This is a genomic window from Actinoplanes sp. NPDC051537, assembly GCF_055586105.1.
In genome coordinates this window covers 52,996-77,454 of sequence record NZ_JBVJIU010000012.1, presented here as the reverse complement: position 1 = coordinate 77,454, position 24,459 = coordinate 52,996, and the positions used below count along the sequence as shown (strand labels likewise).

Below are 24,459 nucleotides of genomic sequence, written 5' to 3'. Positions count from 1 at the left end.
ATGGTGCTCTCGCGGCGATGGGCGGTCTTCCTGACCTTGGTCGGCGTCTGGACCTGGGTGATCTGGCCCCGGTTCGGCCTGGCCATCTACCGGGACGACCGCTCGTTCGCCGACGGGAGACCCACATCGTTCCTGGTCGTGCACGTTTTGCTGATCGCCGCGTCGCTGGTCGTGGGCACTGTCGTGGGCGTCCTCGGCGTGCGGGCGTGGCGCGCAACCCGCCGATCGGCCGAAGAATTCGTGGCCACGGGCCCGTCGAGGCCGCAAGATTAACGGCATGTTACGCGATTGACCGGCTAATTGCCGGTCAGATCGACCTAAACAGGCGTTCAAAGTGATCTGCGGTTGCGGCGAGATAACGGTGCGCCAACAGTCCGGGACAAACCTCCGCCGCTGCCCTGGCCTGCGGCTACGCTCCCCAACTTGAAGACTCACCGACGGGTGTCGGTGTGCGTTGGAAGGAGGGCGTCTTGCGCCCAGTACGTGGGAAGCGGATCCTTGCGATTCTCGCGGCAGGTGGGCTGACGCTCGCCGCCGCCGCTTGTGGTGACGCCCCGGACGAGACTCCCAGTGGTAGCAGCAGCAGCGCCGCCACCGCAGCCGCATACAAGGCCTGCATGGTCACCGACACCGGTGGCATCGACGACAAGTCCTTCAACGCGTCGGCCTGGGCCGGCATGCAGGCCGCGCAGGCGCAGGCGTCCAACGTCGACCCGAAGTACGTGGCGTCGACGGCCGAGGCCGACTACGAGCCCAACCTGCAGGGCTTCGTGACGCAGAAGTGCAGCTTCATCCTCTCGGTCGGCGGTCTGATGGGCGACGCCACCAAGAAGGTGTCGGACCAGAACAAGGACGCGCAGTTCGCGATCGTGGACAGCGGCAGCACCGGGTCGAACGTGTACCCGATGCAGTTCGCCACCCACCAGGCCGCGTTCCTCGCCGGCTACCTGGCCGCGGGCTTCTCGAAGTCGCAGAAGGTCGCGACCTTCGGCGGCAAGCAGATCCCGCCGGTCACCATCTTCATGGACGGCTTCGCCGACGGCGTGGCCTACTACAACCAGAAGAAGGGCAAGAGCGTCCAGGTCCTCGGCTGGGACAAGGCCAAGCAGGCGGGCAGCTTCGCCGACGACTTCGCCAACCCGGCCAAGGGCAAGGCGCTGGCCAACACGTTCGTCGCGCAGGGCGCCGACGTGGTCCTGCCGGTCGCCGGCGGCACCGGCCTCGGCGCGGCCGAGGTCGCCCAGGGCTCCAGCGGCAAGGTCTCGGTCATCTGGGTCGACCAGGACGGCTGCAAGAGCGCGGCGCAGTACTGCAACGTGTTCCTGACCACCGTCGTCAAGAACATCACCAGCGCGGTGCAGAAGGCGGTCGTGGCCGGCGCCACCGGTCAGCCGCTCGCACCGAGCCCGGGCTACCTGGGCACGCTGGAGAACGACGGCGTCGAGCTCGCGCCGTACAACCAGTTCGACAGCAAGGTTCCGGCCGACCTCAAGGCCGAGGTCGACCAGCTGAAGAAGGACGTCATCTCGGGGACCGTAAAGATCGAGTCGGCCAACGCCCCTAAGTGATCCAGCAGTAGTAACATTCCGGCCGCCGCCCGGCTGCGAGTCTTTCTCGCAGCTGTGCGGCGGCTCCCTGCATACGGCCGAGGTCAGGAGATTCCGCTGAGACTCGAATTGCGCGGCATCACCAAGCGCTTCGGCGACCTGGTGGCCAACGACCACATCGACATCACCGTCGAGCCCGGCGAGGTGCACGCCCTGCTGGGCGAGAACGGCGCCGGCAAGTCGACGCTCATGAACCAGCTCTACGGCCTGCTCCAGCCGGACGAGGGCGAGATCCTGGTGGACGGCGAGGCCAAGGTCTTCCGCAGCCCCCGGGACGCCATCGCGGCCGGCATCGGCATGGTCCACCAGCACTTCATGCTGGTGCCGGTCTTCACCGTCGCGGAGAACATCGCGCTCGGCGCCGAGGACGTGCGCGGCGGTCCGCTCGGCATCCTCGACCGGCGGCGCAACCGCCGCGACGTGCTGGAGACCTCGAAGCGGTACGGCCTGCCGGTCGACCCCGACGCCGTGGTGGAGAACCTGCCGGTCGGCGCGCAGCAGCGGGTCGAGATCGTCAAGGCCCTCACCCGCGACGTCGACCTGCTCATCCTCGACGAGCCGACCGCGGTGCTCACGCCGCAGGAGACCGACGAGCTGCTCGCGGTCATGCGCTCGCTGGCCGAGACCGGCAAGTCGATCGTCTTCATCACCCACAAGCTGCGCGAGGTCAAGGCCGTCGCCGACCGCATCACGGTGATCCGCCGCGGTCGCACGGTCGGCACCGCGAGCCCCGACACCTCCGAGGACGAGCTGGCCGCGCTCATGGTCGGCCGCGACGTCAGCCTCGAGGTCACCAAGACCCCGGCCGACCCCGGCCGCGAGGTGCTCAAGATCTCCGGCCTGGTGGTCGACGACGACCGCGGCGTGCGCGCGGTCGACGGCGTCGACCTCGAGGTGCGGGCGGGCGAGGTGCTGGGCATCGCGGGCGTGCAGGGCAACGGCCAGACCGAGCTGGTCGAGGCGATCATGGGCCTGCGCCCGGTCCGGGCCGGCGCGATGGAGCTCGACAGCGAGAGCCTGGCCGGCATGGGCACCAAGAAGATCCTGCGCTCCGGCGTCGGCTACATCCCCGAGGACCGCAGCCTCGACGGCGTGGTCAAGGAGTTCTCGGTCGCGGAGAACCTCGTGCTCGACATGTACGACCGGGAGCCGTTCGGCAACTCGTTCCGGCTGAACCCGAAGGCGATCGCCGAGTCGGCGCGGGAGCGGGTCGACCAGTTCGACATCCGCACCTCATCGCCGGAGCACGCGGTCAGCACCCTCTCCGGCGGCAACCAGCAGAAGGTCGTGGTCGCCCGGGAGATGTCCCGCCCGCTGCGCCTGATGATCGCCAGCCAGCCGACCCGCGGCGTGGACGTGGGCTCGATCGAGTTCATCCACAACCAGATCATCCACGAGCGGGACAACGGGACCGCGGTTCTGGTGGTCTCCAGCGAGCTGGACGAGGTGGTCGGCCTCGCCGACCGGGTCGCGGTCATGTACCGCGGCCGGATCCTGGCGACGGTCTCGCCCGACATGCCCCGGGAGGAGCTCGGCCTGCTGATGGCCGGCGTCACCGGCGCGGCCGAAGAGGAAGCAGCCGCAGAGGAAGAGGAAGAGGCAGCAGAGTGAGCACCGACGTGGCCGAGGCGCCGTCCTCGCCGGCCCCACCACCCGAGAAGAAAGACTCGTTCCTCGGCCTCTTCCTGCGGAACCTCTGGTCGGCCAACACCGTCACCGTCACGATCCTGTCGATCATCCTGGCGCTGGTCATCGGCGCCGTGCTGATGGTGATCTCGGACTCCGAGGTGCTGTCGACGTTCTCGTACTTCACCGCCCGGCCCGGTGACGCCCTCAACGCCAGCTGGGATCTGATCAGCCAGGCGTACGGCGACCTGTTCAAGGGCGCGATCTTCGACCCGGCCGCGTTCCAGGCCTGGTTCAACGGCACCGGGACCTGGCAGGCCGCGTTCGGCCCGATCTCCGAGACCCTCACCTACGCGACGCCGCTGGTCTTCACCGGCCTGTCGGTGGCGATCGCGTTCCGGGGCGGCCTGTTCAACATCGGCGGCCAGGGCCAGGCGATCATCGGCTGCGTCCTCGGCGCCGTGGCCGGCTTCGCGTTCAGCCTGCCGGCCGGCGTGCACCTGATCGTGGCGCTGCTGTTCGGCGCGATCGGCGGTGGCCTCTGGGGCTTCCTGCCGGGCCTGCTCAAGGCCCGCACCGGCGCCCACGAGGTGATCACGACGATCATGCTCAACTACACGGCCGCGCTGTTCCTGGGCTGGCTGATCCTGCAGAACGGCATCCGCGACCCGCAGCGCTCGGACGCGATCAGCAAGACCATCAAGACCACGGCCGAGCTGCCCGCCCTCCCCGCGCCGCTGCGGGTCCACCTCGGCATCGTGTTCGCCGTGATCGTCACGGCGGGCGTCGCCTGGCTGATCAACCGGTCGTCGTTCGGCTTCGAGCTGCGCGCGGTGGGCGTCAACCCGCCCGCGGCGAAGACCGCGGGCATGAGCGTCGCCAAGACGTACACGCTGCTGATGGTCGTCGCCGGCGCGCTGGCCGGCCTCGGCGGCGCGGTCCAGGTGCTCGGCACCGCCGACAAGCTGACCGGCCAGGTGGCCGGCAACATCGGCTTCGACGGCCTGCTGGTCGCGCTGCTCGGCCGCAACAAACCGTGGGGCACGCTGTTCGCCGCGATCCTCTACGGCGCGCTGCGGGCCGGCGGCAACCTCATGCAGGTCGACGTGGGCGTCTCGCTCGAGCTGGTCACCGTCCTGCAGGCCCTGATCGTCATCTTCATCGCGGCGCCCGCCCTGGTGAAGGCGATCTTCCACCTCCGTGCCGCCCGTGCCGCCCGGCTCGGCACCTCGATGGCGAAGGGCTGGTGAGCCACGTGTCGACGGCGACTGTGGAAGACCTGACCGAGGTCAGCGCCCCCGACCCGTTCTGGAACCGGGAACGCCGGCTCGGCGCCGGCATCACCGTCATCGGCCTGATCGCGACCTTCGTCTTCGGCGCGCTGGCCGAGTCGAAGACCGCGCGGTTCACGCTCAGCACCGACGCGACCGGCGCCGCCCTGTCGATCAACGGGCAGGCCGGCACGATCGCGTTCGGCCTGTTCACCGTCGCGATCGGCGTGATCATGCTGGTCGGCAAGGCCCGCCGTTTTCAGACCCTGCTGCTCAGCCTGGGCATCCTGGCGTTCGTGCTGTCGTTCCTGTGCTGGCAGGTGGCAGGCAAGTTCCTGCCGCTGGTCGACACCCTGGACGGCAGCCTCGAGTACGCGCTGCCGCTGATCCTGGGCGCGCTGGCCGGCGTGCTCGGCGAGCGCTCCGGCGTGGTCAACGTGGCGATCGAGGGCCAGTTCCTGATGGGCGCGTTCGGCGCGGCCCTGGTCGGCACGCTCGCCACCAGCGTCTGGGCCGGCCTGATCAGCGCGATGATCGGCGGCCTCATCATCGCCGCCATGCTGGCCGTGCTGGCCATCCGCTACCTGGTCGACCAGGTCGTGGTCGGCATCGTGCTCAACCTGTTCGCGCTCGGCATCACCGGCTTCCTCTACGAGCGCCTGATGCAGCCGAACGCGCTCAAGTACAACCAGCCGCCGAAGCTGCCCGAGTGGAAGATCCCCGGCCTCGGCGACATCCCGGTGATCGGCCCGGTGCTGTTCGACACCAACCTGCTGGTCTGGCTCGCGCTGATCCTGGTCTTCGTCATCCACTTCGCGCTCAAGAGCACGCGGTGGGGCCTGCGCACCCGGGCGGTCGGCGAGCACCCCACGGCGGCCGACACGGTCGGCGTGCGGGTTCTCGGCCTGCGGTACGTCAACGTGCTGCTCGGCGGCCTGATCGCGGGCGCCGGCGGCGCGTACTTCACGATGGTGTCGACCGGGGCGTTCAACAAGAACATGACCGCGGGCGCGGGCTTCATCGCCCTGGCCGCGCTGATCTTCGGCCGGTGGACGCCCTTCGGCGCGCTCGGGGCGGCGCTGTTCTTCGGGTTCGCGCAGAAGCTCGCGTACTACCTGAGCGTGGCCGGCAGCCCGGTGCCCAACCAGTTCCTGAACATGCTGCCGTACCTCGCGACGATCATCGCGGTGGCCGGCCTCGTCGGGCGGGTGCGCGCGCCCGCCGCCGACGGTGTGCCGTACGTGAAGAGCTGACCCCATCGATGGGGCAGAATCGGCCTCATGGAGATCGACTGGGCTGAGCTGAGGGCCGCCGCCATCGAGGCCATGCGGCACGCCTACGCCCCCTACTCCGACTTCCCGGTCGGAGTGGCGGGGCTGGTGGACGACGGCCGGGTGGTCGTCGGCTGCAACGTGGAGAACGCGTCCTACGGCGTCGGGCTCTGTGCCGAGTGCGGGCTGGTCAGCTCGCTGCACGCGACCGGCGGCGGGCGGCTGGTGGCGATCTCGTGCGTGGACGCCAACGGCGAGCCGCTGATGCCGTGCGGGCGCTGCCGCCAGCTGCTCTACGAGCACGGCGGACCGGAGTGCCTGGTCGAGGCGGTGCCGGCGCCGCTGCGGGTGCACGACCTGCTGCCGTACGCGTTCGGCCCGGCCGACCTCGACAAGGTCAACGGAACGCCGGTCGGCCCCCAGGTGCCCGAGGCGCTGGCCAAGTGGCGCGGCCGGGGGACGGTCTTCGTGCACCCCGACCTGTCCGGCGGCGCTACGGTCTGGACCGGGTACTGGGAGCGGTCCGGGGGCAGCCCTTCGGAAAGTGACGCCGCGAAAGGCGTGCTGGAGGAGGGACCGAACTTCCCCTCGGCGGCCGAGGCGGTCGCCTGGGGCCGGGTGCGCACGCCGCGGATCGTCGTGGTCGACGCGGCCGGCGGGCTGGCGTGGGCGGGCGAGGGAGAGCCGCCGGAGGGCATTCCGGCGCGCTGGACGGAGGAAGCATGAGTGAGTTCGCAGCCGTCGACGTCATCCGCGCCAAGCGGGACGGGCAGGTGCTGTCCGACGCGCAGATCGACTGGGTGGTCGACGCGTACACCCGGGGCGTGGTCGCCGACGAGCAGATGTCGGCGCTGGCGATGGCGATCCTGCTGCGCGGCATGACGCCGGCCGAGATCGCCCGGTGGACCGCCGCGATGATCGCCAGCGGGGAGCGGCTCGACCTCTCCGCGGTCACCCGCCCGACCGCCGACAAGCACTCCACCGGCGGCGTCGGCGACAAGATCACGCTGCCGCTCACGCCGCTGGTGGCCGCCTGCGGCGCCGCCGTGCCGCAGCTCTCCGGCCGCGGCCTCGGCCACACCGGCGGCACCCTGGACAAGCTCGAGTCGATCGCGGGCTGGCAGGCCTCGATCTCCAACGAGGCGTTCAAGCGGCAGCTGGAAGACGTCGGCGCGGTCATCTGCGCGGCCGGCGAGGGTCTCGCCCCCGCCGACCGCAAGCTGTACGCCCTGCGCGACGTCACCGGCACGGTCGAGGCCATCCCGCTGATCGCCAGCTCGATCATGAGCAAGAAGATCGCCGAGGGCACCGGCGCGCTGGTGCTGGATGTCAAGGTCGGCTCGGGCGCCTTCATGAAGGACCTGGCGACCGCCCGCGAGCTGGCCAGCACGATGGTGCGGCTGGGCCAGGACAGCGGCGTCAACACCATCGCGCTGCTCACCGACATGAGCACCCCGCTCGGCCTGGCCGTCGGCAACGCCATCGAGGTGGCCGAGTCGCTCGAGGTGCTGGCCGGGGGCGGCCCGGCCGACGTGGTCGAGCTGACGCTGGCGCTGGCCCGGGAGATGCTGGCCGCGGCCGGGGTCGACGCCGACCCGGCCAAGGTGCTGGAGTCGGGCGCGGCCATGGACACCTGGCGGCGGATGATCGAGGCGCAGGGCGGGGACCCGTCGGCGGCGCTGCCGGTCGCCCGGGAGAACGAGGTGCTGCGGGCCGCCTCCGACGGGGTGGTGACGGCCGTCGACGCGTACGGGATCGGGCTCGCCGCCTGGCGTCTCGGCGCCGGCCGCGCCCGCAAGGAAGACCCGGTCAGCTTCGGCGCCGGGGTCATGCTCAAGGTCCGGCCGGGCGACCGGGTGCGGGCCGGCGACGTGCTGCTGGAGCTGCGTACGGATGAACAATCGCGGATCCCGGCGGCACGCGATGTCGCCGCAGATGCGGTGATTGTCGGAGAGGTCGCGCCCACCCTTACCCCGCTGGTGCTCGACCGCATAGCCTGACGCACCATGACGAAGGCCGCACCCGACCCGCGCGCGGTCCGCGAGGCCAGCCTGGACGAGATCGAGCGACTCGGCCTGCCCCTGCCGCCGCCGGGCTTCCCGCTGATCTGGGAGCCCGGCGACACGGTGGAGCTGCGCCCGACGGTCGAGATCGAGGCGCGGGCCGCGGTGCTGCACGTGGTCGTGGCGCGTTGCTTCGGCATGCCCACCGAGATCGCGATGGGCTGGCTGCTCGGGTCGCATCTCGTCGACCTGGTCACCCCGCCGGAGTGGCAGTTCGTGATCGGCGCCAAGGGCGACCACCGGTCGTTCGTGCTGCACCACGACGCGGTCTTCGCGCTGGCCTGGCTGCTGGGCCTGAGCCGGCACCTCGACCCGACCGCGCCGCCCGAGGGCCGGCTGATGTCGCAGATGCCCGACCTGCCGGCGGGGGAGACGTTCGGGAGCTGGCGGTCGCGGTCGCTGATGTCGCCCCGCGACCCGGTCGACGCCGCCGTGCTGCTCGATTTGTACTACTGCCTCGACTGGTCGTTTCAGGAAGTGGAGCGACTCGGCGAAACGGTGCCGGGCGGCATCAACGCCAATGCGATCGGGCAGCGGCGATGGGCGCTCGAATGGGCCGTCATCTTTCACGGCCCTTATCACGACAAGCCGCCAGAATGGGAAGAAGTCGACTTGTCCGTTTAAATCGGACAATAAATGCGAATCTCGACCTCGGCGATCGTGGTGACCGGCGTGGTTTCGCCGGGTTTCCGGTGCCGCGCGCTCGGCGTCATGCCGATCAGCGTGCGGACCTCCCCGGCGGCCAGGTCGAGCTCCCGCCGGTGGGTCTCCACATCCTCGAGCTCGAAATGATCCTTGAGCGTCCCGCGCACCCGCTCGTTCTTGTCCGGATCAACCCCGATCAGCCCGTACGCCGCGACCAGCTCGGCGAGATGGCCGGCGGCCGGGGTGACGACCAGCAGGCGACCGCCCGGGCGCAGGATGCGGCGGAACTCGGCGCCGTTGCGCGGCGCGAAGACGTTCAGGACCGCGTCGGCCGCCTCGTCCACGATCGGGAGCGGGCGCCACAGGTCGGCCAGCACCGCCGCCGCCCGCGGGTGGGCCCGGGCGGCCCGGCGCAGCGCCGGCTTGGAGACGTCCAGCCCGAGCCCGGTCGCGGCCGGCGCCCGGTCGAGCACCCGCGCCAGATAGCGGCCGGTGCCGACGCCGGCGTCGACCACGAGGCCGCCCGGGACGGAGGCGGCGAGCGCGTCGGCGATGAAGTCGTAGTGGCCCGCAGTAAGAAAGGTGTCACGGTCCGTGATCATCTCGGCAGTGTCGCCCACGTGCGGCAGGCGGCCGGCGCTCAGATCCGCGTAGCCCTGCCGGGCCAGGTCGAAGCTGTGTCCCCGGGCGCAGCGCAGGGCCCGGTCGTCCCGTCGCAACGACCGTTCGCAATTCGGGCACCGCAGGTACGGCAATGCTCCGTCGATCATTCGTCACCGCCCTCTAGGCTCGGCTGATGGCGGCCATCACGCATTCCGACATCGTCAAGGCGCCGAAGGCGCTGCTGCACGACCACCTCGACGGCGGTCTGCGCCCCGCGACCATCCTCGAGCTGGCCTCGGCCGTGGGGCACCCGCTGCCCGCGGACGACCCCGAGACGCTGGGCAACTGGTTCGTGGCCGCGGCCGACTCGGGCTCGCTGGAACGCTACCTGGAGACCTTCGCGCACACCGTGGCGGTCATGCAGACCGAGGAGGGGCTGCACCGGGTGGCGAAGGAGTGCGCGCTCGACCTGGCCGCCGACGGCGTCGTCTACGCCGAGGTGCGGTACGCGCCGGAGCAGCACCTGGAGCGCGGGCTCTCGCTCGACGCGGTGGTCGACATCGTGAACGCGGGCTTCGTCGAGGGCGCCGCCGAGGCCGCCGCGCTCGGCCGGCCGATCCGGATCGGGGTGCTGCTGACCGCCATGCGGCACGCGGCCCGCTCGCAGGAGATCGCCGAGCTGTCCGTGCGCTACCGGGACGCGGGCGTGGTCGGCTTCGACATCGCCGGCGCCGAGGCGGGCTTCCCGCCCACCCGGCACCTGGACGCCTTCGAGTACCTCCAGCGTGAGAACTTCCACTTCACCATCCACGCCGGCGAGGCGTTCGGCCTGCCGTCGATCTGGCAGGCGATCCAGTGGTGCGGCGCCGACCGGCTGGGCCACGGCGTCCGGCTGGTCGACGACATCACCGGCGGGGCGGTCCTCGGCCGCCTGGCCGCTTATGTGCGAGACAAGCGTATTCCGCTGGAATTGTGCCCTTCGTCCAATGTGCAGACCGGCGCGGCGGCCTCGATCGCCGAGCATCCGATCGGGATGCTGCACGATCTGCGCTTCCGGGTGACGGTCAACACCGACAACCGGTTGATGAGCGGCACCTCGATGTCGCGGGAGATGGCCCTGCTCAGCGAGGCGTTCGGCTGGAGCTGGGCGGAGCTTCAATGGCTCACCATCAATGCGATGAAGTCGGCCTTCATCCCGTACGACGAGCGGCTCGCCATCATCAACGAGGTGATCAAGCCGGCGTACGCGAAGCTGCTGGTTTGAGTGACGTGGAGCAAATACCACCCCTCCTACGGTTTGCGACGCTGCCGATTCGGTGAGTCCTCTCATCCGTTCGGTCAGAATGGTCCCTACAAACACTGCAAAATCCGGCATCTCACCTTGCCGTGAGGCCAGGACCGCGCCATCGTCTCTCCTGCCGCGATCCACTACGATCGGGCCCGGTCGACCTGCGACACCCCCACGCCGTGTCGACCGGCGCGAGTGACTCTGAGAGACGCACACAAATACACGCAGTCATATCGAACCGGCTATGTCCAACTCCGACGGAGCGACATCGCATCACACAACCGGTCCGTGCCCGGCTGCTCTTTCTCTTTGACACTCGTCGTGATGGAATCTCGGGGGCCCGACGCGGTAGTCGGCCGTGTGCGGCGTCCGGCGACCCGATGCCGGGCCCGAATCAGGAGGACGGTGACGTGAGCAAGCGCCCCAAGACGGCGACCGGCGTCATGTCGCGTCTCCGTCGGCCGGCCGATCGGTTGCGAGACCTGCCGATCTGGTCGAAGCTCGGTTTGATCATGCTGGTCCCCACCCTGGCGACGATCATCGTCGGCGTCAGCGGTCTGGTGGACCACATCGATACGGCCAGCAACGCGGAGCGCGCACGGAACCTTTCGGTGTTGTCGGAGGCTGCCGGTGGCCTCGTCGACCGCCTGCAGAACGAACGCGCCTATGGCGTCATGATCACGACCAACGCCCCGAAGAGCCCCGTCGGGCAGGCCGCGCTCAAGGCCTACAACGGCGAGCACACCGCGGTCGACCAGGCCAAGGTGCCGTACTCGCAGCAGAAGGCGGCGCTGGACGACGTTCCGCCCAAGGTCGCCACGCTGCTCCTGCGGCTCGACCGCAACCTCGAGGACCTGCCCTCCAAGCGCAGCCAGATCGCCAACGGCACGCTCAAGGCCGCGGATGTCGAGGACACCTACAACAAGCTGATCGACGACCTGCTGTCGGTGCGTGACGTCTCGGCCCAGCTGTCCAGCGACACCGAGCTGAGCGACCACCTGCGTTCGGTCGCCGCGGTGGCCCGCGCCAAGGAGTTCATCTCCCAGCAGCGCGACGTCGGTCACGAGGTGCTCGGCAAGGGCGACTTCGACGCCACCCTGCGCCGCAAGTTCCTGCTCACCGACACCGGCTTCGAGCTCGCGCAGACGACCGTTCACTCGGTCGGCACCGACTCCGAGATCGCGCTGTTCGACCGCGTGCAGAACGTTCCGGACGGCCGCGCCGCGACCAACCTGACCGGTCAGCTGCGGTCGCTGAACGGCTCGAACACCAAGAACATCCCCTACGACGCCCAGTCGTGGGAAAAGGCAATGATCGGCTACAACAACCTGTTCCGGCAGGTTGAGCAGAAGATGGACGCCGACATCGTGGTGCAGGCCACCGACCTGCGAAACGCCGTGAACCGGCGGGTCTTCATCGAGACCAGCGTGCTGCTCGCGATGCTGCTGCTCGCGATCCTGTTCGCCTGGCTCGTGGCCCGGTCGATGGCCCGGTCGCTGCGTGAGCTGCGGCAGGGTGCGCTCTCGGTCGCACAGTTCGGGCTGCCGCACGCGGTCTCCCGGCTGCGTGACCCGACCCTCGCCACCTCGATGACGCCGGCCCAGGTCGCCGACCAGATCGCCGAGCCGCTGCCGGTGCGCAGCCGGGACGAGTTCGGCCAGGTGACCGAGGCGTTCAACGCGGTTCACCTCGAGGCGGTTCGCACCGCGGCCGAGCAGGCCGCCCTGCGTGCCTCCGTCGCGACGATGTTCGTCAACCTCGCCCGCCGTTCGCAGATCCTGGTCGACCGGCTCATCGGTCACCTCGACCGGCTGGAGCGCGGCGAGGAGGACCCGGACCGCCTGGCCGAGCTGTTCCAGCTCGACCACCTTGCCACCCGGATGCGGCGTAACGACGAGAACCTCCTGGTTCTCGCGGGCGCCGACTCGACCCGCGTGCAGCGCGAGCCGGCCGCCCTGATCGACGTGCTCCGCGCCGCGCAGTCCGAGGTCGAGCACTACACCCGCATCGAGTTCGGCATGATCGACCGGGACATCGAGGTGGCGGCGCACGCCGTCAACGACATGGTCCACCTGGTCGCCGAGCTGTTCGACAACGCGACCGCCTTCTCCCCGCCCAACTCGACGGTCACCGTCGAGGCTCGGCGGCTGGGCGACGGCGCCCTGCTCTCCGTCGAGGACCGCGGCATCGGCATCAGCCGGGAGCAGCTGCGCGACCTCAACGAGCGGCTCGCCAACCCGCCCATGGTCGACGTGGCCGTCTCCCGCATGATGGGCCTGGTCGTGGTCGCCCGGCTGGCGAACCGGCACGCGGTCAAGGTCGAGCTTCGGCCGGCCGACGCCGAGCGCGGCACGGTGGCCGAGGTCAGCCTGCCGATCCAGGTGCTCATCGCCGGCGCGATGGCCGGTCGCGGGCTCCAGGCCCCCGGTGGCTACGACAGCGGCCCGCAGGGCGGCCGTCCGGGCATGCCCGAGCCGCTGGCGCTGGAGAGCGGCCGTGGCGGCTACCCCGGTGGCCGTCCCTTCGACCCGAACCCGCCGATGTCCAACGGCGGCATGCTCGGCACCGGCGGCCGGTCGGTTCCGGCCTGGTCCGACCTCACCGGCGCGCCGGGCAACGGCAGCAACGGGACGAACGGCTTCGGTTCGAACGGCTTCGGCGGCGCCAACGGGTCGAACGGCTCGAACGGCTCCGCCAACGGCACCAACGGCAACGGCTTCTACGGCCCGCGCAGCAACGAGATGATCCCGCCGCTGCCGTCCGGCCCGGGCTCGGCCCCGTCCGGCCCGCAGGGCTTCGCGGGTCCCGACGGGCTGCCGCAGCGCCGCAACGGCGAGCCGTTCCGCCCCGACAGCGACAGCGGCTTCGGCGCCACCATCCCGCGCCAGCTGCCGTCGAACCCGGAGAGCCAGCGCGGTGGGTTCGTCCCGCCGGTCTCGGCTCCGCCGGTGCCGCCGGTCTCCGCGCCGCCGGTGCCCTCCGGCCCGCCGTACGGTGGCGGCCGCCCGACCTCGGTGCCCCCGGCCAACGAGCCCCCGACCGCCGGCGCGCCCGTCGCGCCGCCGTCGTGGCCGCCGGTCGCCCCCGAGCGTGACCCGAACGCCGCTCCGCACGTGCCGGAGAGCCTCGCGGCCGCGCTCGACATGACGGCCGAGATCCCGCGCTACCGTCCCGCCGACCAGCAGCCGCAGGTCGAGCGCCCGACGAACCCGCAGACCGCGCCGATCCCGTCGTCCGCCCCGCCGGCTCGTCCGGTGTCCGCGACCCCGGTCTCCGCGACGCCCTCCTCGGGCGCCGGGCCGACCGAGGCGCAGCGGGCGGCCGCCGCGGCCCGGGCGGCGCACGAACTGGCCGCCGCGCAGGCGGCCGAGGCCCAGGCCACGGCCGCTCAGCAGATCGCCGCGGCGCAGGCCGCGGCCCGGCAGCGGGACAACAACCAGGGTCAGTTCGCGGACGAGACCATGGAGCTGCCGATCTTCCGCGAGCTCGAATCGGCCTGGTTCACCACCGGACATCCGGCCGACCGGCCGGCGAACGGCGACGACGCGAGCCCGCAGCGCATCCCGACGGGTGAGCCGAGTCGTACGGTCGGCGTGCCGCATCAGGCCGGATCGCCCGAATCGCGCGACCAGGAACCCACTCCGGTGGGCGTCGGGGCCGCGAACGGCTACGGTTCAGCGAATGGCAACGCCTCGAACGGCAGCGCGGGTTCCAACCCGTGGCAGACTGCTGCCGACGAGGGCTGGCAGGCGGCCCGTGCGGCCGCCGAGCACACGATCGACACCACCACGAACGCCGGGCTGCCCAAGCGCACACCGATGGCGCAGCTCGTCCCCGGTGGGGTCGACCGGGGCGGGAACCCCGCCCAGAAACGTACTCCCGAAGGTGTCCGCGGCTTGCTGTCCGCGTACCACCGAGGTGTTCAGCGCGGTCGCACCAAGGAACAATCGACCAACCCGGAGGGAACTCCGGGAGGGCAGCAGTCCTCGCAGGCTGGCAAGGAGCATGAGGCATGACATCTACGCAGGATCTCGGTTGGCTTCTGGCCAACTTCGCCGACCGCGTTCCCGGAGTCGCGCATGCGATCGCGGTCTCCGCCGACGGTCTGCTCCTGGCGGCCTCGCGGGACCTTCCGCGTGACCGTGCCGACCAGCTGGCGGCGATCGCCTCCGGCCTGGTCAGCCTCACTCAAGGCGCCGCTCGGTGCTTCGAGGGTGGTGCGGTGCTGCAGACGGTCGTCGAGATGGACAACGGGTTCCTCTTCCTGATGTCGATCTCCGACGGTTCGTCGTTCGCCGTTCTGGCGGCGCGCAGCTGTGACGTCGGCCAGGTCGGTTACGAGATGGCTCTTCTCGTCGACCGTGTCGGCGAGGCCCTGACCCCCGCCCCGCGTTCCGCGGCCGGGGTGCTCGGCTGAACGGGCAGTTTGCCGGCGTCACCCCAACGTGGGTTGCTCCGGCTTACTGTTCAAAACATTGACAACAAGGGACACTTCTAAGGGTTCGAGGAAGGGGTGAGCGGTGACGATGCCCGAGCGTGATGAGCCGACCGGCGCGCTGGTAAGGCCGTACGCCGTGACCCGTGGTCGGACCCGGCCGAAGCTTGAGATAGCGCTTGAAGCGCTGGTCGAGACAACCGTGCGCGGCCGATCTGGAATGATCCGCGGCGGGCAGGGTGGAAACGAGCATCAGTACATCGCGGCCATGTGCGACGGCGGCCGCGTGCAGTCGCTCGCCGAAATCGCAGCACGCATGCAACTGCCGCTCGGTGTGGCTCGAGTGATCGTCGCCGACATGGCCTCGGATGGCCTGGTCGCGGTGTACGAGCCCACCTCGCTGGAAGACGAGACCGACGCGGTAGGCACGGAACTGCTGGAAAGGGTGCTGAGTGGACTTCGCAGGCTCTGACATGTCGCACCGTCCCGCTGCTGGGGGACGCGTTACATCGGCGAAGATTGTCATCGCCGGTGGGTTCGGCGTCGGCAAGACGACGCTGGTCGGGTCGGTATCGGAGATCACCCCGCTGACCACCGAGGCCATCATGATCTCGGCCGGCGTGGGTGTCGACGACAACCGGCAGGTGCCGGGAAAGATGACGACCACCGTCGCCATGGACTTCGGCCGTATCAGCATCGACCGTGACCTGATCCTCTACCTGTTCGGCACCCCCGGCCAGACGCGGTTCTGGTTCATGTGGGACGAGCTGGTTCGGGGCGCGATCGGTGCCGTGGTCATGGTGGACACGCGTCGGCTCGCCGACTGCTTCGCCGCCATCGACTTCTTCGAGCATCGCCGCCTGCCGTACCTGGTGGCGATCAACTGCTTCGACGGCATGCAGTATCACAACGCGCAGGACGTCCGGGACGCGCTCGCGATCTCGAGCGACGTGCCCGTGGTGAGCTGCGACGCCCGCAACCGCGAGTCGACGAAGAACGTCCTCATCTCGCTTGTCGAGTATGTGTTGACGATGCGTCGCACGCGCGCAGTCGCACCGGCGTAGCGATCGAGGGCGACCCCTGTCCGCAGAAAGCGCGGACCGGAGTCGCTCGCTACATATCTGCTCCGGGGGCCGAGCCCCCGGAATCCCCGCGATGTAGCGGGTGCCCCGCTCCGCTGGCCGGAGCGGGGCTTCTGCATGCTCAGGAACCGATGACGGCGGGCAGGTCGTCCAGGTCGTCGATCGCCAGCTCCGGCACGTAGGTGTCCGGGTCGCTGCGGAAGTCGGTGGCGCCCGGGTAGGCCGCGTTCGTGACCAGGATCGGACGCATCCCGGCCCGGCGCGCGCCGTCGTGCTCGCGGGAGCCGCCGTCGCCCACGTACCAGCAGCCGGCCGGCTCGACGCCGAGACGGGCGCTCACGGTCGCGTAGAGGCGCGCATCGGGCTTTCGGCACCCTTCCCGCCAGGAGAACACCGCCGCGTCGATGCGGGACGCATAGGGCGTTTCCGGCCACGCCTCGCAGAGCTCGCTTGAGCAGTCGCTGATCAGCCCAAGCCGGAAGCCGTCGCCCCGCAGCCGGTCGAGCAGCTCCAGCACGCCCGGCCGCGGCGGCCGCACCAGCTCGGCGCCGGCCCGCTGCGCCACCACCGCCGCGTCCAGGGCGGCCTCGGCCGGATCGGCACCGCACTGCTTCGCGATCGCGCGCAGCGTCTCGCGGGTGTCGCCGTAACGCCCCACGATCCGCTCCGGGAAGCTCGCGGCCATCTCCCGCCAGAAGTCGTCCGCCGGGACGCCCAGCGCCGCCGCGGTGGCGGCGAAGGAGGCGCGCCGGCCGGCCTCGGCCGAGGGGTCGGTCAGGGTTCCGAAGAAGTCGAAGACAATCGCCCGCATCCCGCCATGATGCCGTCGAGCGGTGGATCGGGCGCCGAGAGTGCCGCGCAGTGCGAGCAGGAGGCGAACGACTACGCTCTCGAACCGGATCAACTGGACCACGTCTTCGGCCCGGCCAAGCACAAGTTGGGCGGCTTCGTCGAGCAGGAAGGCGGCGAGGAGAACGCGATGCGGGCCCCGATCAGGAGCGTCGCCGGGAGCCGGACGGCATCTACGGCCGCCCTCGAGGCGGCCGCCCGGCGGGAGGAGTCGGTGCTGGAGCTCGCGCAGCTCTGGATCGAGCCGATGCACCGGGAGGACGACGCCGCCGCGCTGGTGGAGACCTTCCTGCGGGCCGAGCCGGGCAACCCGCGCGCGGTCGTGCTCTCCGCCTACCTGGCGCTGCACTACTGGATGGACGACGAGCACCTCGACGCCGCGGCCGGGCGGCTCCGCGACGTGCTCGCCCGCAGTGCCGATATCGGCGCCGCGGCGATGCTGCTGGACGAGATCCTTCGGCAGCGAGGGCCGGACGCGCCCGACGCCAACATCGACCTGCTGCGGCGGTCGGTGGCGGCGGAGCCGTCCTGGTCGCTCAACCACGTCCGGCTCGCCCGGGCGTACGCGGCGGGCGGCGACCTCGAGGCCGCCCGGGCCGAGCTCGACACGGCGATCGCCAACGTCCTCGACCCGGAAATCCCGCTCGACCCGGTCGTCGAATCGTTCCACACCCTGTTCACCGGGCGTCTCAACATCCGGGATCGGCTGCTCAGCGAGCGGGCCAAGATGATCTAAGTCATAGGCGTATCTACATACTTGCGTGTCTCATGCGGTGCCGCTAGCGTGACGCTGCCTGAATGGGTCAATCGCCAAAGCCCATTCCGGTCCACGGGGGAAACAACAATGAGGCGTACGGCCTTGGGCTGCCTTCCAGGCCGCAATTCGTCGTGCCTATGCCGTCGGCGTTTTCCATCCTGCTCGTGGGGTTCCGCATGCAGAAATCCCCCTGCATGAGCGCATTCAAGGAAAGAGGAAACCGCCTGATGAAGGCACGCAACGTCCTCGTCGCGGCCGTGCTCGGCGCGACCGGCCTGCTCGTCGCGCCGACCGCCGCTCAGGCCGCCGACCACGGTGACGGCAAGGCCGCCTGCAACAGCACCGAGATCTGCTTCCAGTGGATCTGGGACAGCTTCACCACCCAGCAGTGGCAGCGCCATTTCTGGAACAGCGACTCGGACCACACCAACGACACCTTCGGCAACGTGCCCGACGGGTACCCGCCGGTGACCCTGGCCGCCAACGCCGAGGGCATCTTCAACCGGGACAGCACCTGCACGGTGACGCTGTACATGTCGACCGGTTACAAGACCGCGTACGCCAGCGTGCCGCGCGGTACCAAGCAGTCCATCTCGCCCTGGAACGCGTCGCACAAGCGCTGCGCCTAGCACGGGATCCGTGTGGGCGGCGCGCCATTGGCGCGTCGTCCACGCTGGGCTTTCTCAACGACGTCGCTTTTTCTGAAGGAGAGATCATGCGGAGGCGTGTGGCCCTGGTCGCGCTGGCCGTCCTGCTGCTGCCCGTGGCGGCCTGCTCGAAGTCGCCGGCGGGTGCGACGCCCGGCGCGGCCGGCCGGAAGAACGCGCAGCCCTTCTCGATCTTCCTCGGGGACGCGCTCGGCGTCGTGGACTATGCGCAGCTGAAGGCGCTCAGCCAATGCATGGCCGACGCCGGCTATCCGCAGAGTCTGCGGGTGATGGGTCCGGCGCCGAAGAATCCGTTCCCGCAATTGGTGGTCACCGAGTCGACATTCGGCCCGGCCTCCGAACAGGTGGCGAAGGAACGCGGTTTCGGGCAGGACGAGGCGCCCGTTCCGCCGGCCATCGCGAGCTTCGACCCCAACTACGACCACGCTTCCGACCAGTGCACCGCCAATGCCTGGAAGAAGCTCTCGCCGACCGCCGAAAAGGTCTACTACAGCTATTTCGACCTCGGTAATGCCCTCAGCTCGCCCTTTCTGCTGACCGTTTATCAGCGGGTCGGGCAGCCCACGTGGCGGACGCTGTTGACCTGCCTCGCCGGCAAGGGATACCGCACCTCCAAAGAGGACAGCTTCTTCCGCATTCCCGACCCGGCGCTGTTCGGCGTGCCGCTCGGCGACACCGCCGAGGACCCGGCCGAGAACTGGAAGCCCAAGCAGGTCCCGGGCACGGTCGAGGTCGGGCCCGCCACCCCCGCGAAGCGGTACGTGCCCAGCGCTCCCGAGTCCGCCTTCGCCGTCGCGTGGTTCACCTGCGAGCGGGACACCGGCATCGCGAAACTCCAGATGGATCTCGCCCTGCAGGTGCAGCAGGAGCTGGTCGCCAAGAACGAGTCGAAGCTGACCGAGCTCAACCCGAAGATCCAGGAGATCGCCAAGCAGGCCGCCACCCTGATCGGCGCGCCGTGAGCGCCGGGGACACGCTCACCGTCCGCCGGCGGCGTTTCGTGACGCTGTTCGTGGCCCTGGCCGTGGTGGTCGTGCTGGTGGGCGTGACGGCGGTCTTCGTCGGGTCGCGGCTGCGGTCGCCGGCGCAGGTCGCCGCCGACGCCGCCCCGCCGAAGCCCTCTCTCGTGACGGCCGAGGTCTCGCTCCGGCAGCTCAGCGAGCCGGTGGTGCTGCGCGGGCAGCTCCAGGCGAGCCAGAGCGTCAAGGTGCGGCCGCCGGCCGCCGCCGTCGGCCCCAACAGCGTGGTGACGAAGGTGCTGGTCAAGCAGGGCGACCGGCTCAAGGAAGGCCGGGTGCTGCTCGAGCGCATGGGTGAGCCGCTGGTCGTCCTCGACCTGGCGTTCCCGCTCTATCGCGACATCTCGGCCGGGATGACCGGTCCCGACGTGGCCGAGATCCAGCGGGCCCTCCGCCGGCTCGGATACCGGGTCGATGTCACCAAGGTCTTCGACGACGCCACGCAGCAACAGGTCGCCCGCTTCTTCCGGGACCGGGACTATCCGATCGCCGCTGGCACGCCGGACAAACCGGCCGGCGCGGGGGCCGTCAAGATCTCCCAGGCTTCGGTGCTGGTCGTCGCCGGCCACGGTCAGACCGTCACCAAGGTGCACGCCAAGGTCGGCCAGGTGCTGACCGACCCCGATGCGGCGCTGCTCGAGCTCGACGGCAAGGCGCCGGTCGTCGTCGCCGTCGCCGACCGCGACCAGGCGAAACTGCTCCGGGCCGGGCTGACCGCCGACGCCGTCGACGATCTCACCGGGGACAAGGCCCCGACGACCATCACCGCGATCGGCGATCAGCCGGTCACCGGCGCGGACGGGACGAACGGCTTCCAGGTGCGGTTCCAGTTCACCGGCAAGGCGATCGGCGGCGGCGTGAACCGGTCGTTGCGACTCGACGTCCAGGTGGCCTCGGGCGCGACCAAGGTGCCCGCGGTGCCGGTGACGGCGCTCTACTCGCGGGCAGACGGATCGACCTTCGTCACCACCGTGTCCGATCGCGGCGAGACCGCCGACGTCACGGTGACGACCGGGCAGATCGCCGGCGGCTGGGTCGAGATCCAGGAGCCGGAGCTCGCCGACGGCGCCCGGGTCGTGGTCGGTTCGCAGCCGGCCGGCTGATGCTCACCATGCGCCAGGTGGCGCGCACCTACGACGACGGTCAGCCGGTGCACGCGCTGCACCCCACCGACCTGCACATCGCGGCCGGCGACCACGTCTCGATCACCGGGCCGTCCGGGTCCGGCAAGTCGACGCTGCTGAACATCTTCGGCCTGCTCGACGTGCCGTCCACCGGCTCCTACCAGGTCGCCGGCGTTGACACGGTCACCTGCGGGCCGGCGATGCGCGGCGCGATCCGGGGTCAGGTCTTCGGCTTCGTCTTCCAGTCCTTCCACCTGCTGCCCGGGCGCACCGCGCTGGAGAACGTCGAGATCGGCCTGCTCTACGGGCCACACCGGCGGCGCAAGCGGCGGCAGATGGCGGCCGAGGCCCTGGAACGCATGGGCCTGAGCCACCGGATGCGGGCCGACCCGCGGCAGCTCTCCGGCGGCGAGAAGCAACGCGTCGCCATTGCCCGCGCGGTCGCCGCCCGGCCGCGGGTGCTGTTCTGCGACGAGCCGACGGGGAACCTCGACAGCGCGAACACCCAGGTCGTGCTGACCCTGTTACGCCAGCTCAACACCGACGGCCTGACCGTGGTCGTGGTGACCCACGATCCGATCGTGGCCGAGACGGCCGGGCGCCGGCTCCGGGTGAACGACGGCGTGGTGCGGGAGATATGAGAAAGCTCGATACCGGCGACCTGCGGCTCCGGACCGCCCGGCTGCGCTGGGACGACCTGGTGCGGGAGGCCGCGCTGTCGGTGCTGCGCAACCCGGGCCGCTCGCTGGCCACCGTCATCGGGACGGTCGTCGGCGCGGCGGCGTTCGTGGCCAGCCTCGGCCTCGGCACCACGCTCGACCACCAGGTCTCGTCCTCCTTCGACGTCCGCCGGGCGACCGAGGTGCTCGTGCAGCCGGAGAGCGACGGAACGCCGGCGACGTGGTTGACCGAGACCGCGCTGGACCGTTTGACCCGTCTCCACGGCGTGGTCGCGGCCGGCCGCCGCACGCTGCTCGCCGAGCACCCGATCCGCCGCACCGTCGACTTCGACGACGCCGGCGTCACGGTCCCGATCATCGGCGCCGACCCGGCCGCGGTCCGGGTGATGGCGCCGGCCCTGACCGTGGGCCGCACCTACGACGACTTCCAGGAGAAGAACGCCATCCCCGTCGTGTTGCTGGCCGAGCCGATCGCGCAGCGGCTCCACATCGGCCGGTCGGGGGTCGCGGTCTTCCTGGACGGCCGCGCCTACACGGTGATGGGCATCTACCACGACGTCGACCGCCGACCGGAGGCGATGACCTCCGTGATCATGCCGTACTCGGTGGCCGCGAACCTGCCCGGAACCGCGGCCGGCGCCGTCTCCAAACAGGACGTGCTCATCGAGACGGCGCCCGGTGCGGCGCAGCTGATCGGCCGGCAGGCGCCGCTCGCGCTCCGCCCGGAGGCACCCACCGACCTGCGGGCGATCGCGCCCCCCGACCCGGCCACCCTGCGCCAGGAGATCGAGTCGAACGTGACCCGCTCCACGGCCCTGCTCAGCGTCGCCGCCCTGCTCATCGGCACGATCTCGATCGGCAACGCGGCCACCGCGGGCATCGCCGCGCGCACCCAGGAGATCGGGCTGCGCCGGGCGGTGGGCGGCGGGGGCCGGCACATCTTCCTGCAGCTCATCCTCGAGACCGCGGCGCTCGGCGGCCTCGGCGGGACGATCGGCGTCGGCCTCGGCATCCTCATCACGTGCGCGGTGTCCCTGGCAAACGCGTGGACGCCGGTGATCGGCCTCTCGTCGGCGCTTGGCGCGTGCGCGGTGAGTGCGGCCGCTGGGTTGGTCGCCGGCCTCATTCCCGCCGCCCGGGCCGCGCGCATCCCGCCGGTGCGCGCTCTGCAACGCTGACCCCGTCGTGCGGCGCGCCCTCCGCCGGGCGGCGCGCCGCGACGCCGGACCGCGTGCCGTCGCTTTGCTTACCTATACGCGCCGCACCCGCGTGCCGTCGCTCTGCTTACCCATGCGCGCCGCACCCGCGTGCCATCGCTCTGCTCACCTATACGCGCCGCACCCGCGTGCCATCGCTCTGCTCACCCATACGCGCCACACCTGCGCGCCGCCCGCGCTGCAGTGACGCCGGCTCGCCGCGCCCCCAAATCGGTTGTCGCCGGCTTCCGCGGTCGGCAGGATCGAGGACCATGCGCGCGTTTCTGGGTGTGGACGATCTCGGTGGGCTGGTGCGCGAGGTGTTCGGGGGCGATCGGCGCCCGGCCGGGCTCGATCGGCTGGCCGGCGGAACCAAGAAGGGCGTGTACCGGCTACGGCTCGACGACGCGACCACGGCGATCCTCTACTACTGGGCGCCCGCCGAGAACTACTGGCCCGAGGCGGCGAGTGTGCCCGGCGACCCGTTCGCCGACCCGGGTGGCGCCGAGCGGTTCCGGCTGAATCACCAGGCTCTGGCGGGCGCCGGGGTCCGCGTACCGGAAATGCTGTTCTGGGGTTCTGATCTTGCTTTGGTCGAGGACGCCGGTGGGGTGACGCTCGAGCGGCTGATGGAGTCGGATCCGGCCTCGGCCGCCGAGCCGCTGGCCGCCCTCGGCGCCGCGATGCGCCGGATGCACACGACCTACCAACCGCATTACGGCCCGCTCACCCAGCCGAAGCCGCCGGAGCGCCCGGCCGAGGACGTCATCGTGGACCGGGCGCTCGCTCACCTCGACGCGGTGTCCGCTCAGGACGCTCGCCTCGCCGCTGCGCGACCTCGGATCACCGACCATTTGCTCGCGCTGCGTGAGCGGATTTCTCCCCGGCAGACGTACGCGCTGGTCCATGGCGAACTCGGACCCGACCACGTGCTGATCACCTCGTCCGGCGAGCCCGTCGTGATCGACTTCGAGGGGCTGATCGCGTTCGACGTCGAGTGGGACCACGCCTGGACCGAGATGCGGTTCGAGGAGACGTACCCGCTGCTGAACCCGGTTCCCCTTGATGCGGCTCGGCTCGATTTCTACCGGTACGCGCAGGTGCTGTCGCTGATCGAGGGCCCGCTCCGGATCGCCGGCACCGACTTTCCGGACCGGCAGTGGATGCTCGACCTCGCCGAGTGGAACATCGGGAAGGCGCTGGCCCCGCTCGGGCGCGAGGATAGGGGCATGACGAAGCTGACGGGACAGCAGATAGCGGCGGAGGGCCTGACCGGGTGGGTGCTGCTCGCCAACAGCCTGCACACGCGCATCCAGAGCGGGAACTTCGCCGCCGGCCTGAAACTGGTCGACGCGATCGGCGCGGCGGCCGAGGAGGCAAACCACCACCCCGACGTCGACCTGCGCTATCCACACGTCGACATCCGCCTGCTCAGCCACGACGCGGGCGGCGTGACAGCGCGCGACGTCAAGATGGCCCGCACGATCTCGGCCCTGGCCGCCGAGGCCGGCCTGTCCCAGTCGGCGAGCGGCCTGAGCGAGCTGGAACTGGCCCTGGACACTCCCGCGCTCAAGGACGTGCTGCCGTTCTGGGCCGCGGTGATGGGCATGGAAAGATCCGATGACGACGTACGCGACCCCGCCGCCCGCCTCCCGTTGATCTGGTTCCAGGAATCCGGCCGCGACGAGCCCCGCCAGCGTTGGCACCCCGACCTCTGGGTCGATCCCGCCGAGGTCCAGCCCCGCATAGACGCCGCCGTAGCCGCCGGCGGCACACTGGTCAGTGACGCCGAGGCCCCAAGCTTCTGGGTGCTGGCCGACCCCGAGGGCAACAAGGTCTGCCTGTGCACATGGCAGCACCGCGACGCCTGAGCCCCGAGCTCGCCACGTCGTGATCGCCGCGCGGCTGCGCCCGCCCGCGCCTACTGCGGCGCGATTGGCTTGGCCTCCGAGCGATATTCCACCTGACGGGGCAAATTTCCGGCTACGGGGGATTTCTTGGTGGCGCCTCGACGGGTGGGCTGGCCGCGCCGGAAAGCGGAACGGCCGCTGTCGGCCGGAAAGCGAAACGGCCCTGTTGGCCCGATAGCGCAACGGCCCTGTCGGCCGGAACGGCGAAGCGGCCGCGACATCTGTCGGCCCGGAAGCGAAACTGCCCTGTCGGCCCGGAAGCGGAACGGCCCTGTCGGCCGGAATGGCGAAGCGGGGGGGGGGGGGGGGGGTGGGCGGGGGGGGGGGGGTGGGGGGGGGGGGGGGGGGGTTGACGGGCGTGAAAG

The 24,459-nt window shown here is 70.6% G+C and carries 22 protein-coding genes and 1 pseudogene; 21 read left to right on the top strand and 2 right to left on the bottom strand.

What is annotated here, in order from left to right; translation table 11 throughout:
* The 8 genes from ACZ6TB_RS28355 to ACZ6TB_RS28320 all read left to right on the top strand — a co-directional run bounded on the left by ACZ6TB_RS28355 (position 1) and on the right by ACZ6TB_RS28320 (position 8,462).
* The gene (locus ACZ6TB_RS28355) at positions 1–273 is read left to right on the top strand and encodes an SCO4848 family membrane protein (RefSeq protein WP_465558760.1); all 273 of its coding nucleotides are present in this window, start codon (positions 1–3) and stop codon (positions 271–273) included.
* A 197-nt stretch (positions 274–470) separates the two neighbouring features.
* A complete protein-coding gene (locus ACZ6TB_RS28350) occupies positions 471–1,568 on the top strand; it encodes a BMP family lipoprotein (RefSeq protein WP_465558758.1) in 1,098 nt (365 codons plus the stop codon).
* Between the two features lie 108 nt (positions 1,569–1,676).
* On the top strand, positions 1,677–3,218 hold the full coding sequence (locus ACZ6TB_RS28345) for an ABC transporter ATP-binding protein (protein ID WP_465558756.1): 1,542 nt from the start codon (positions 1,677–1,679) through the stop codon (positions 3,216–3,218).
* On the top strand, positions 3,215–4,483 hold the full coding sequence (locus ACZ6TB_RS28340) for an ABC transporter permease (RefSeq protein WP_465558754.1): 1,269 nt from the start codon (positions 3,215–3,217) through the stop codon (positions 4,481–4,483). The genes ACZ6TB_RS28345 and ACZ6TB_RS28340 overlap by 4 nt, the downstream gene beginning before the upstream one ends.
* A gap of 5 nt (positions 4,484–4,488) precedes the next feature.
* On the top strand, positions 4,489–5,757 hold the full coding sequence (locus ACZ6TB_RS28335; RefSeq protein WP_465558752.1) for an ABC transporter permease: 1,269 nt from the start codon (positions 4,489–4,491) through the stop codon (positions 5,755–5,757).
* Positions 5,758–5,784: 27 nt separating this feature from the next.
* Positions 5,785–6,501 (top strand): cytidine deaminase, encoded by a 717-nt coding sequence (locus ACZ6TB_RS28330; protein WP_465558750.1) that lies wholly within the window; start codon positions 5,785–5,787, stop codon positions 6,499–6,501.
* Complete coding sequence (locus ACZ6TB_RS28325; RefSeq protein WP_465558748.1) at positions 6,498–7,775, top strand: thymidine phosphorylase; 1,278 nt, start codon at positions 6,498–6,500, stop codon at positions 7,773–7,775. Before ACZ6TB_RS28330 ends, ACZ6TB_RS28325 begins: the two co-directional genes overlap by 4 nt.
* 6 nt (positions 7,776–7,781) lie before the next feature.
* On the top strand, positions 7,782–8,462 hold the full coding sequence (locus ACZ6TB_RS28320) for a DUF4272 domain-containing protein (RefSeq protein ID WP_465558746.1): 681 nt from the start codon (positions 7,782–7,784) through the stop codon (positions 8,460–8,462).
* On the opposite strand, the gene ACZ6TB_RS28315 is transcribed toward ACZ6TB_RS28320, so the two are convergent.
* On the bottom strand, positions 8,459–9,253 hold the full coding sequence (locus tag ACZ6TB_RS28315) for a putative RNA methyltransferase (protein WP_465558744.1): 795 nt from the start codon (positions 9,251–9,253) through the stop codon (positions 8,459–8,461). The genes ACZ6TB_RS28320 and ACZ6TB_RS28315 overlap by 4 nt on opposite strands.
* 26 nt (positions 9,254–9,279) lie before the next feature.
* Between ACZ6TB_RS28315 and ACZ6TB_RS28310 the strand changes: the two genes are divergently transcribed.
* The 5 genes from ACZ6TB_RS28310 (at position 9,280) to ACZ6TB_RS28290 (ending at position 15,873) form a co-directional block, all read left to right on the top strand.
* Positions 9,280–10,350 (top strand): adenosine deaminase, encoded by a 1,071-nt coding sequence (locus ACZ6TB_RS28310; RefSeq protein ID WP_465558742.1) that lies wholly within the window; start codon positions 9,280–9,282, stop codon positions 10,348–10,350.
* A gap of 434 nt (positions 10,351–10,784) precedes the next feature.
* Entirely contained in the window at positions 10,785–14,390 is a 3,606-nt protein-coding gene (locus ACZ6TB_RS28305; protein ID WP_465558741.1) for a sensor histidine kinase, read from the top strand.
* On the top strand, positions 14,387–14,791 hold the full coding sequence (locus tag ACZ6TB_RS28300) for a roadblock/LC7 domain-containing protein (RefSeq protein ID WP_014447580.1): 405 nt from the start codon (positions 14,387–14,389) through the stop codon (positions 14,789–14,791). The genes ACZ6TB_RS28305 and ACZ6TB_RS28300 overlap by 4 nt, the downstream gene beginning before the upstream one ends.
* 109 nt (positions 14,792–14,900) lie before the next feature.
* The gene (locus ACZ6TB_RS28295; RefSeq protein ID WP_465559257.1) at positions 14,901–15,281 is read left to right on the top strand and encodes a DUF742 domain-containing protein; all 381 of its coding nucleotides are present in this window, start codon (positions 14,901–14,903) and stop codon (positions 15,279–15,281) included.
* Position 15,282: 1 nt separating this feature from the next.
* Complete coding sequence (locus tag ACZ6TB_RS28290; protein WP_465559254.1) at positions 15,283–15,873, top strand: GTP-binding protein; 591 nt, start codon at positions 15,283–15,285, stop codon at positions 15,871–15,873.
* Between the two features lie 139 nt (positions 15,874–16,012).
* Here the strand turns inward: ACZ6TB_RS28290 and ACZ6TB_RS28285 are convergent, their stop codons facing one another.
* Positions 16,013–16,702, bottom strand: a complete 690-nt coding sequence (locus ACZ6TB_RS28285; protein ID WP_465558739.1) for an HAD family hydrolase — start codon at positions 16,700–16,702, stop codon at positions 16,013–16,015.
* A 6-nt stretch (positions 16,703–16,708) separates the two neighbouring features.
* On the opposite strand from ACZ6TB_RS28285, the gene ACZ6TB_RS28280 reads away from it, so the two are divergent.
* The 8 genes and pseudogenes from ACZ6TB_RS28280 to ACZ6TB_RS28245 all read left to right on the top strand — a co-directional run bounded on the left by ACZ6TB_RS28280 (position 16,709) and on the right by ACZ6TB_RS28245 (position 24,055).
* A complete protein-coding gene (locus ACZ6TB_RS28280) occupies positions 16,709–17,476 on the top strand; it encodes a hypothetical protein (RefSeq protein WP_465558737.1) in 768 nt (255 codons plus the stop codon).
* Positions 17,477–17,724: 248 nt separating this feature from the next.
* The gene (locus ACZ6TB_RS28275; protein WP_465558736.1) at positions 17,725–18,126 is read left to right on the top strand and encodes a hypothetical protein; all 402 of its coding nucleotides are present in this window, start codon (positions 17,725–17,727) and stop codon (positions 18,124–18,126) included.
* An 86-nt stretch (positions 18,127–18,212) separates the two neighbouring features.
* Positions 18,213–19,127, top strand: coding sequence for a hypothetical protein (locus ACZ6TB_RS28270; RefSeq protein WP_465558735.1), 915 nt, complete (start codon positions 18,213–18,215; stop codon positions 19,125–19,127).
* The gene (locus ACZ6TB_RS28265; protein ID WP_465558733.1) at positions 19,124–20,287 is read left to right on the top strand and encodes a peptidoglycan-binding protein; all 1,164 of its coding nucleotides are present in this window, start codon (positions 19,124–19,126) and stop codon (positions 20,285–20,287) included. Before ACZ6TB_RS28270 ends, ACZ6TB_RS28265 begins: the two co-directional genes overlap by 4 nt.
* A gap of 8 nt (positions 20,288–20,295) precedes the next feature.
* Entirely contained in the window at positions 20,296–20,949 is a 654-nt protein-coding gene (locus ACZ6TB_RS28260) for an ABC transporter ATP-binding protein (RefSeq protein ID WP_465559251.1), read from the top strand.
* Positions 20,946–22,166 (top strand): ABC transporter permease, encoded by a 1,221-nt coding sequence (locus ACZ6TB_RS28255; protein ID WP_465558731.1) that lies wholly within the window; start codon positions 20,946–20,948, stop codon positions 22,164–22,166. The genes ACZ6TB_RS28260 and ACZ6TB_RS28255 overlap by 4 nt, the downstream gene beginning before the upstream one ends.
* Before the next feature lie 290 nt (positions 22,167–22,456).
* Positions 22,457–23,395 (top strand): annotated as a pseudogene (locus ACZ6TB_RS28250) (aminoglycoside phosphotransferase); the annotation flags it as partial.
* Between the two features lie 18 nt (positions 23,396–23,413).
* Positions 23,414–24,055, top strand: coding sequence for a 4a-hydroxytetrahydrobiopterin dehydratase (locus ACZ6TB_RS28245; RefSeq protein ID WP_465559248.1), 642 nt, complete (start codon positions 23,414–23,416; stop codon positions 24,053–24,055).
* Positions 24,056–24,459: the final 404 nt, after the last annotated feature.

Excerpts from the sequence above, each read along its gene's own strand:
- ACZ6TB_RS28290 (WP_465559254.1), top strand. The coding sequence starts at position 15,283 with ATGTCGCACCGTCCCGCTGCTGGGGGACGCGTTACATCGGCGAAGATT.
- ACZ6TB_RS28295 (WP_465559257.1), top strand. The coding sequence starts at position 14,901 with ATGCCCGAGCGTGATGAGCCGACCGGCGCGCTGGTAAGGCCGTACGCC.
- ACZ6TB_RS28310 (WP_465558742.1), top strand. The coding sequence starts at position 9,280 with ATGGCGGCCATCACGCATTCCGACATCGTCAAGGCGCCGAAGGCGCTG.
- ACZ6TB_RS28315 (WP_465558744.1), bottom strand. The coding sequence starts at position 9,253 with ATGATCGACGGAGCATTGCCGTACCTGCGGTGCCCGAATTGCGAACGG.
- ACZ6TB_RS28280 (WP_465558737.1), top strand. The coding sequence starts at position 16,709 with ATGATGCCGTCGAGCGGTGGATCGGGCGCCGAGAGTGCCGCGCAGTGC.
- ACZ6TB_RS28245 (WP_465559248.1), top strand. The coding sequence starts at position 23,414 with ATGACGAAGCTGACGGGACAGCAGATAGCGGCGGAGGGCCTGACCGGG.
- ACZ6TB_RS28255 (WP_465558731.1), top strand. The coding sequence starts at position 20,946 with ATGAGAAAGCTCGATACCGGCGACCTGCGGCTCCGGACCGCCCGGCTG.
- ACZ6TB_RS28275 (WP_465558736.1), top strand. The coding sequence starts at position 17,725 with ATGAAGGCACGCAACGTCCTCGTCGCGGCCGTGCTCGGCGCGACCGGC.
- ACZ6TB_RS28330 (WP_465558750.1), top strand. The coding sequence starts at position 5,785 with ATGGAGATCGACTGGGCTGAGCTGAGGGCCGCCGCCATCGAGGCCATG.
- ACZ6TB_RS28320 (WP_465558746.1), top strand. The coding sequence starts at position 7,782 with ATGACGAAGGCCGCACCCGACCCGCGCGCGGTCCGCGAGGCCAGCCTG.
- ACZ6TB_RS28260 (WP_465559251.1), top strand. The coding sequence starts at position 20,296 with ATGCGCCAGGTGGCGCGCACCTACGACGACGGTCAGCCGGTGCACGCG.
- ACZ6TB_RS28285 (WP_465558739.1), bottom strand. The coding sequence starts at position 16,702 with ATGCGGGCGATTGTCTTCGACTTCTTCGGAACCCTGACCGACCCCTCG.
- ACZ6TB_RS28270 (WP_465558735.1), top strand. The coding sequence starts at position 18,213 with ATGCGGAGGCGTGTGGCCCTGGTCGCGCTGGCCGTCCTGCTGCTGCCC.
- ACZ6TB_RS28300 (WP_014447580.1), top strand. The coding sequence starts at position 14,387 with ATGACATCTACGCAGGATCTCGGTTGGCTTCTGGCCAACTTCGCCGAC.
- ACZ6TB_RS28325 (WP_465558748.1), top strand. The coding sequence starts at position 6,498 with ATGAGTGAGTTCGCAGCCGTCGACGTCATCCGCGCCAAGCGGGACGGG.
- ACZ6TB_RS28355 (WP_465558760.1), top strand. The coding sequence starts at position 1 with ATGGTGCTCTCGCGGCGATGGGCGGTCTTCCTGACCTTGGTCGGCGTC.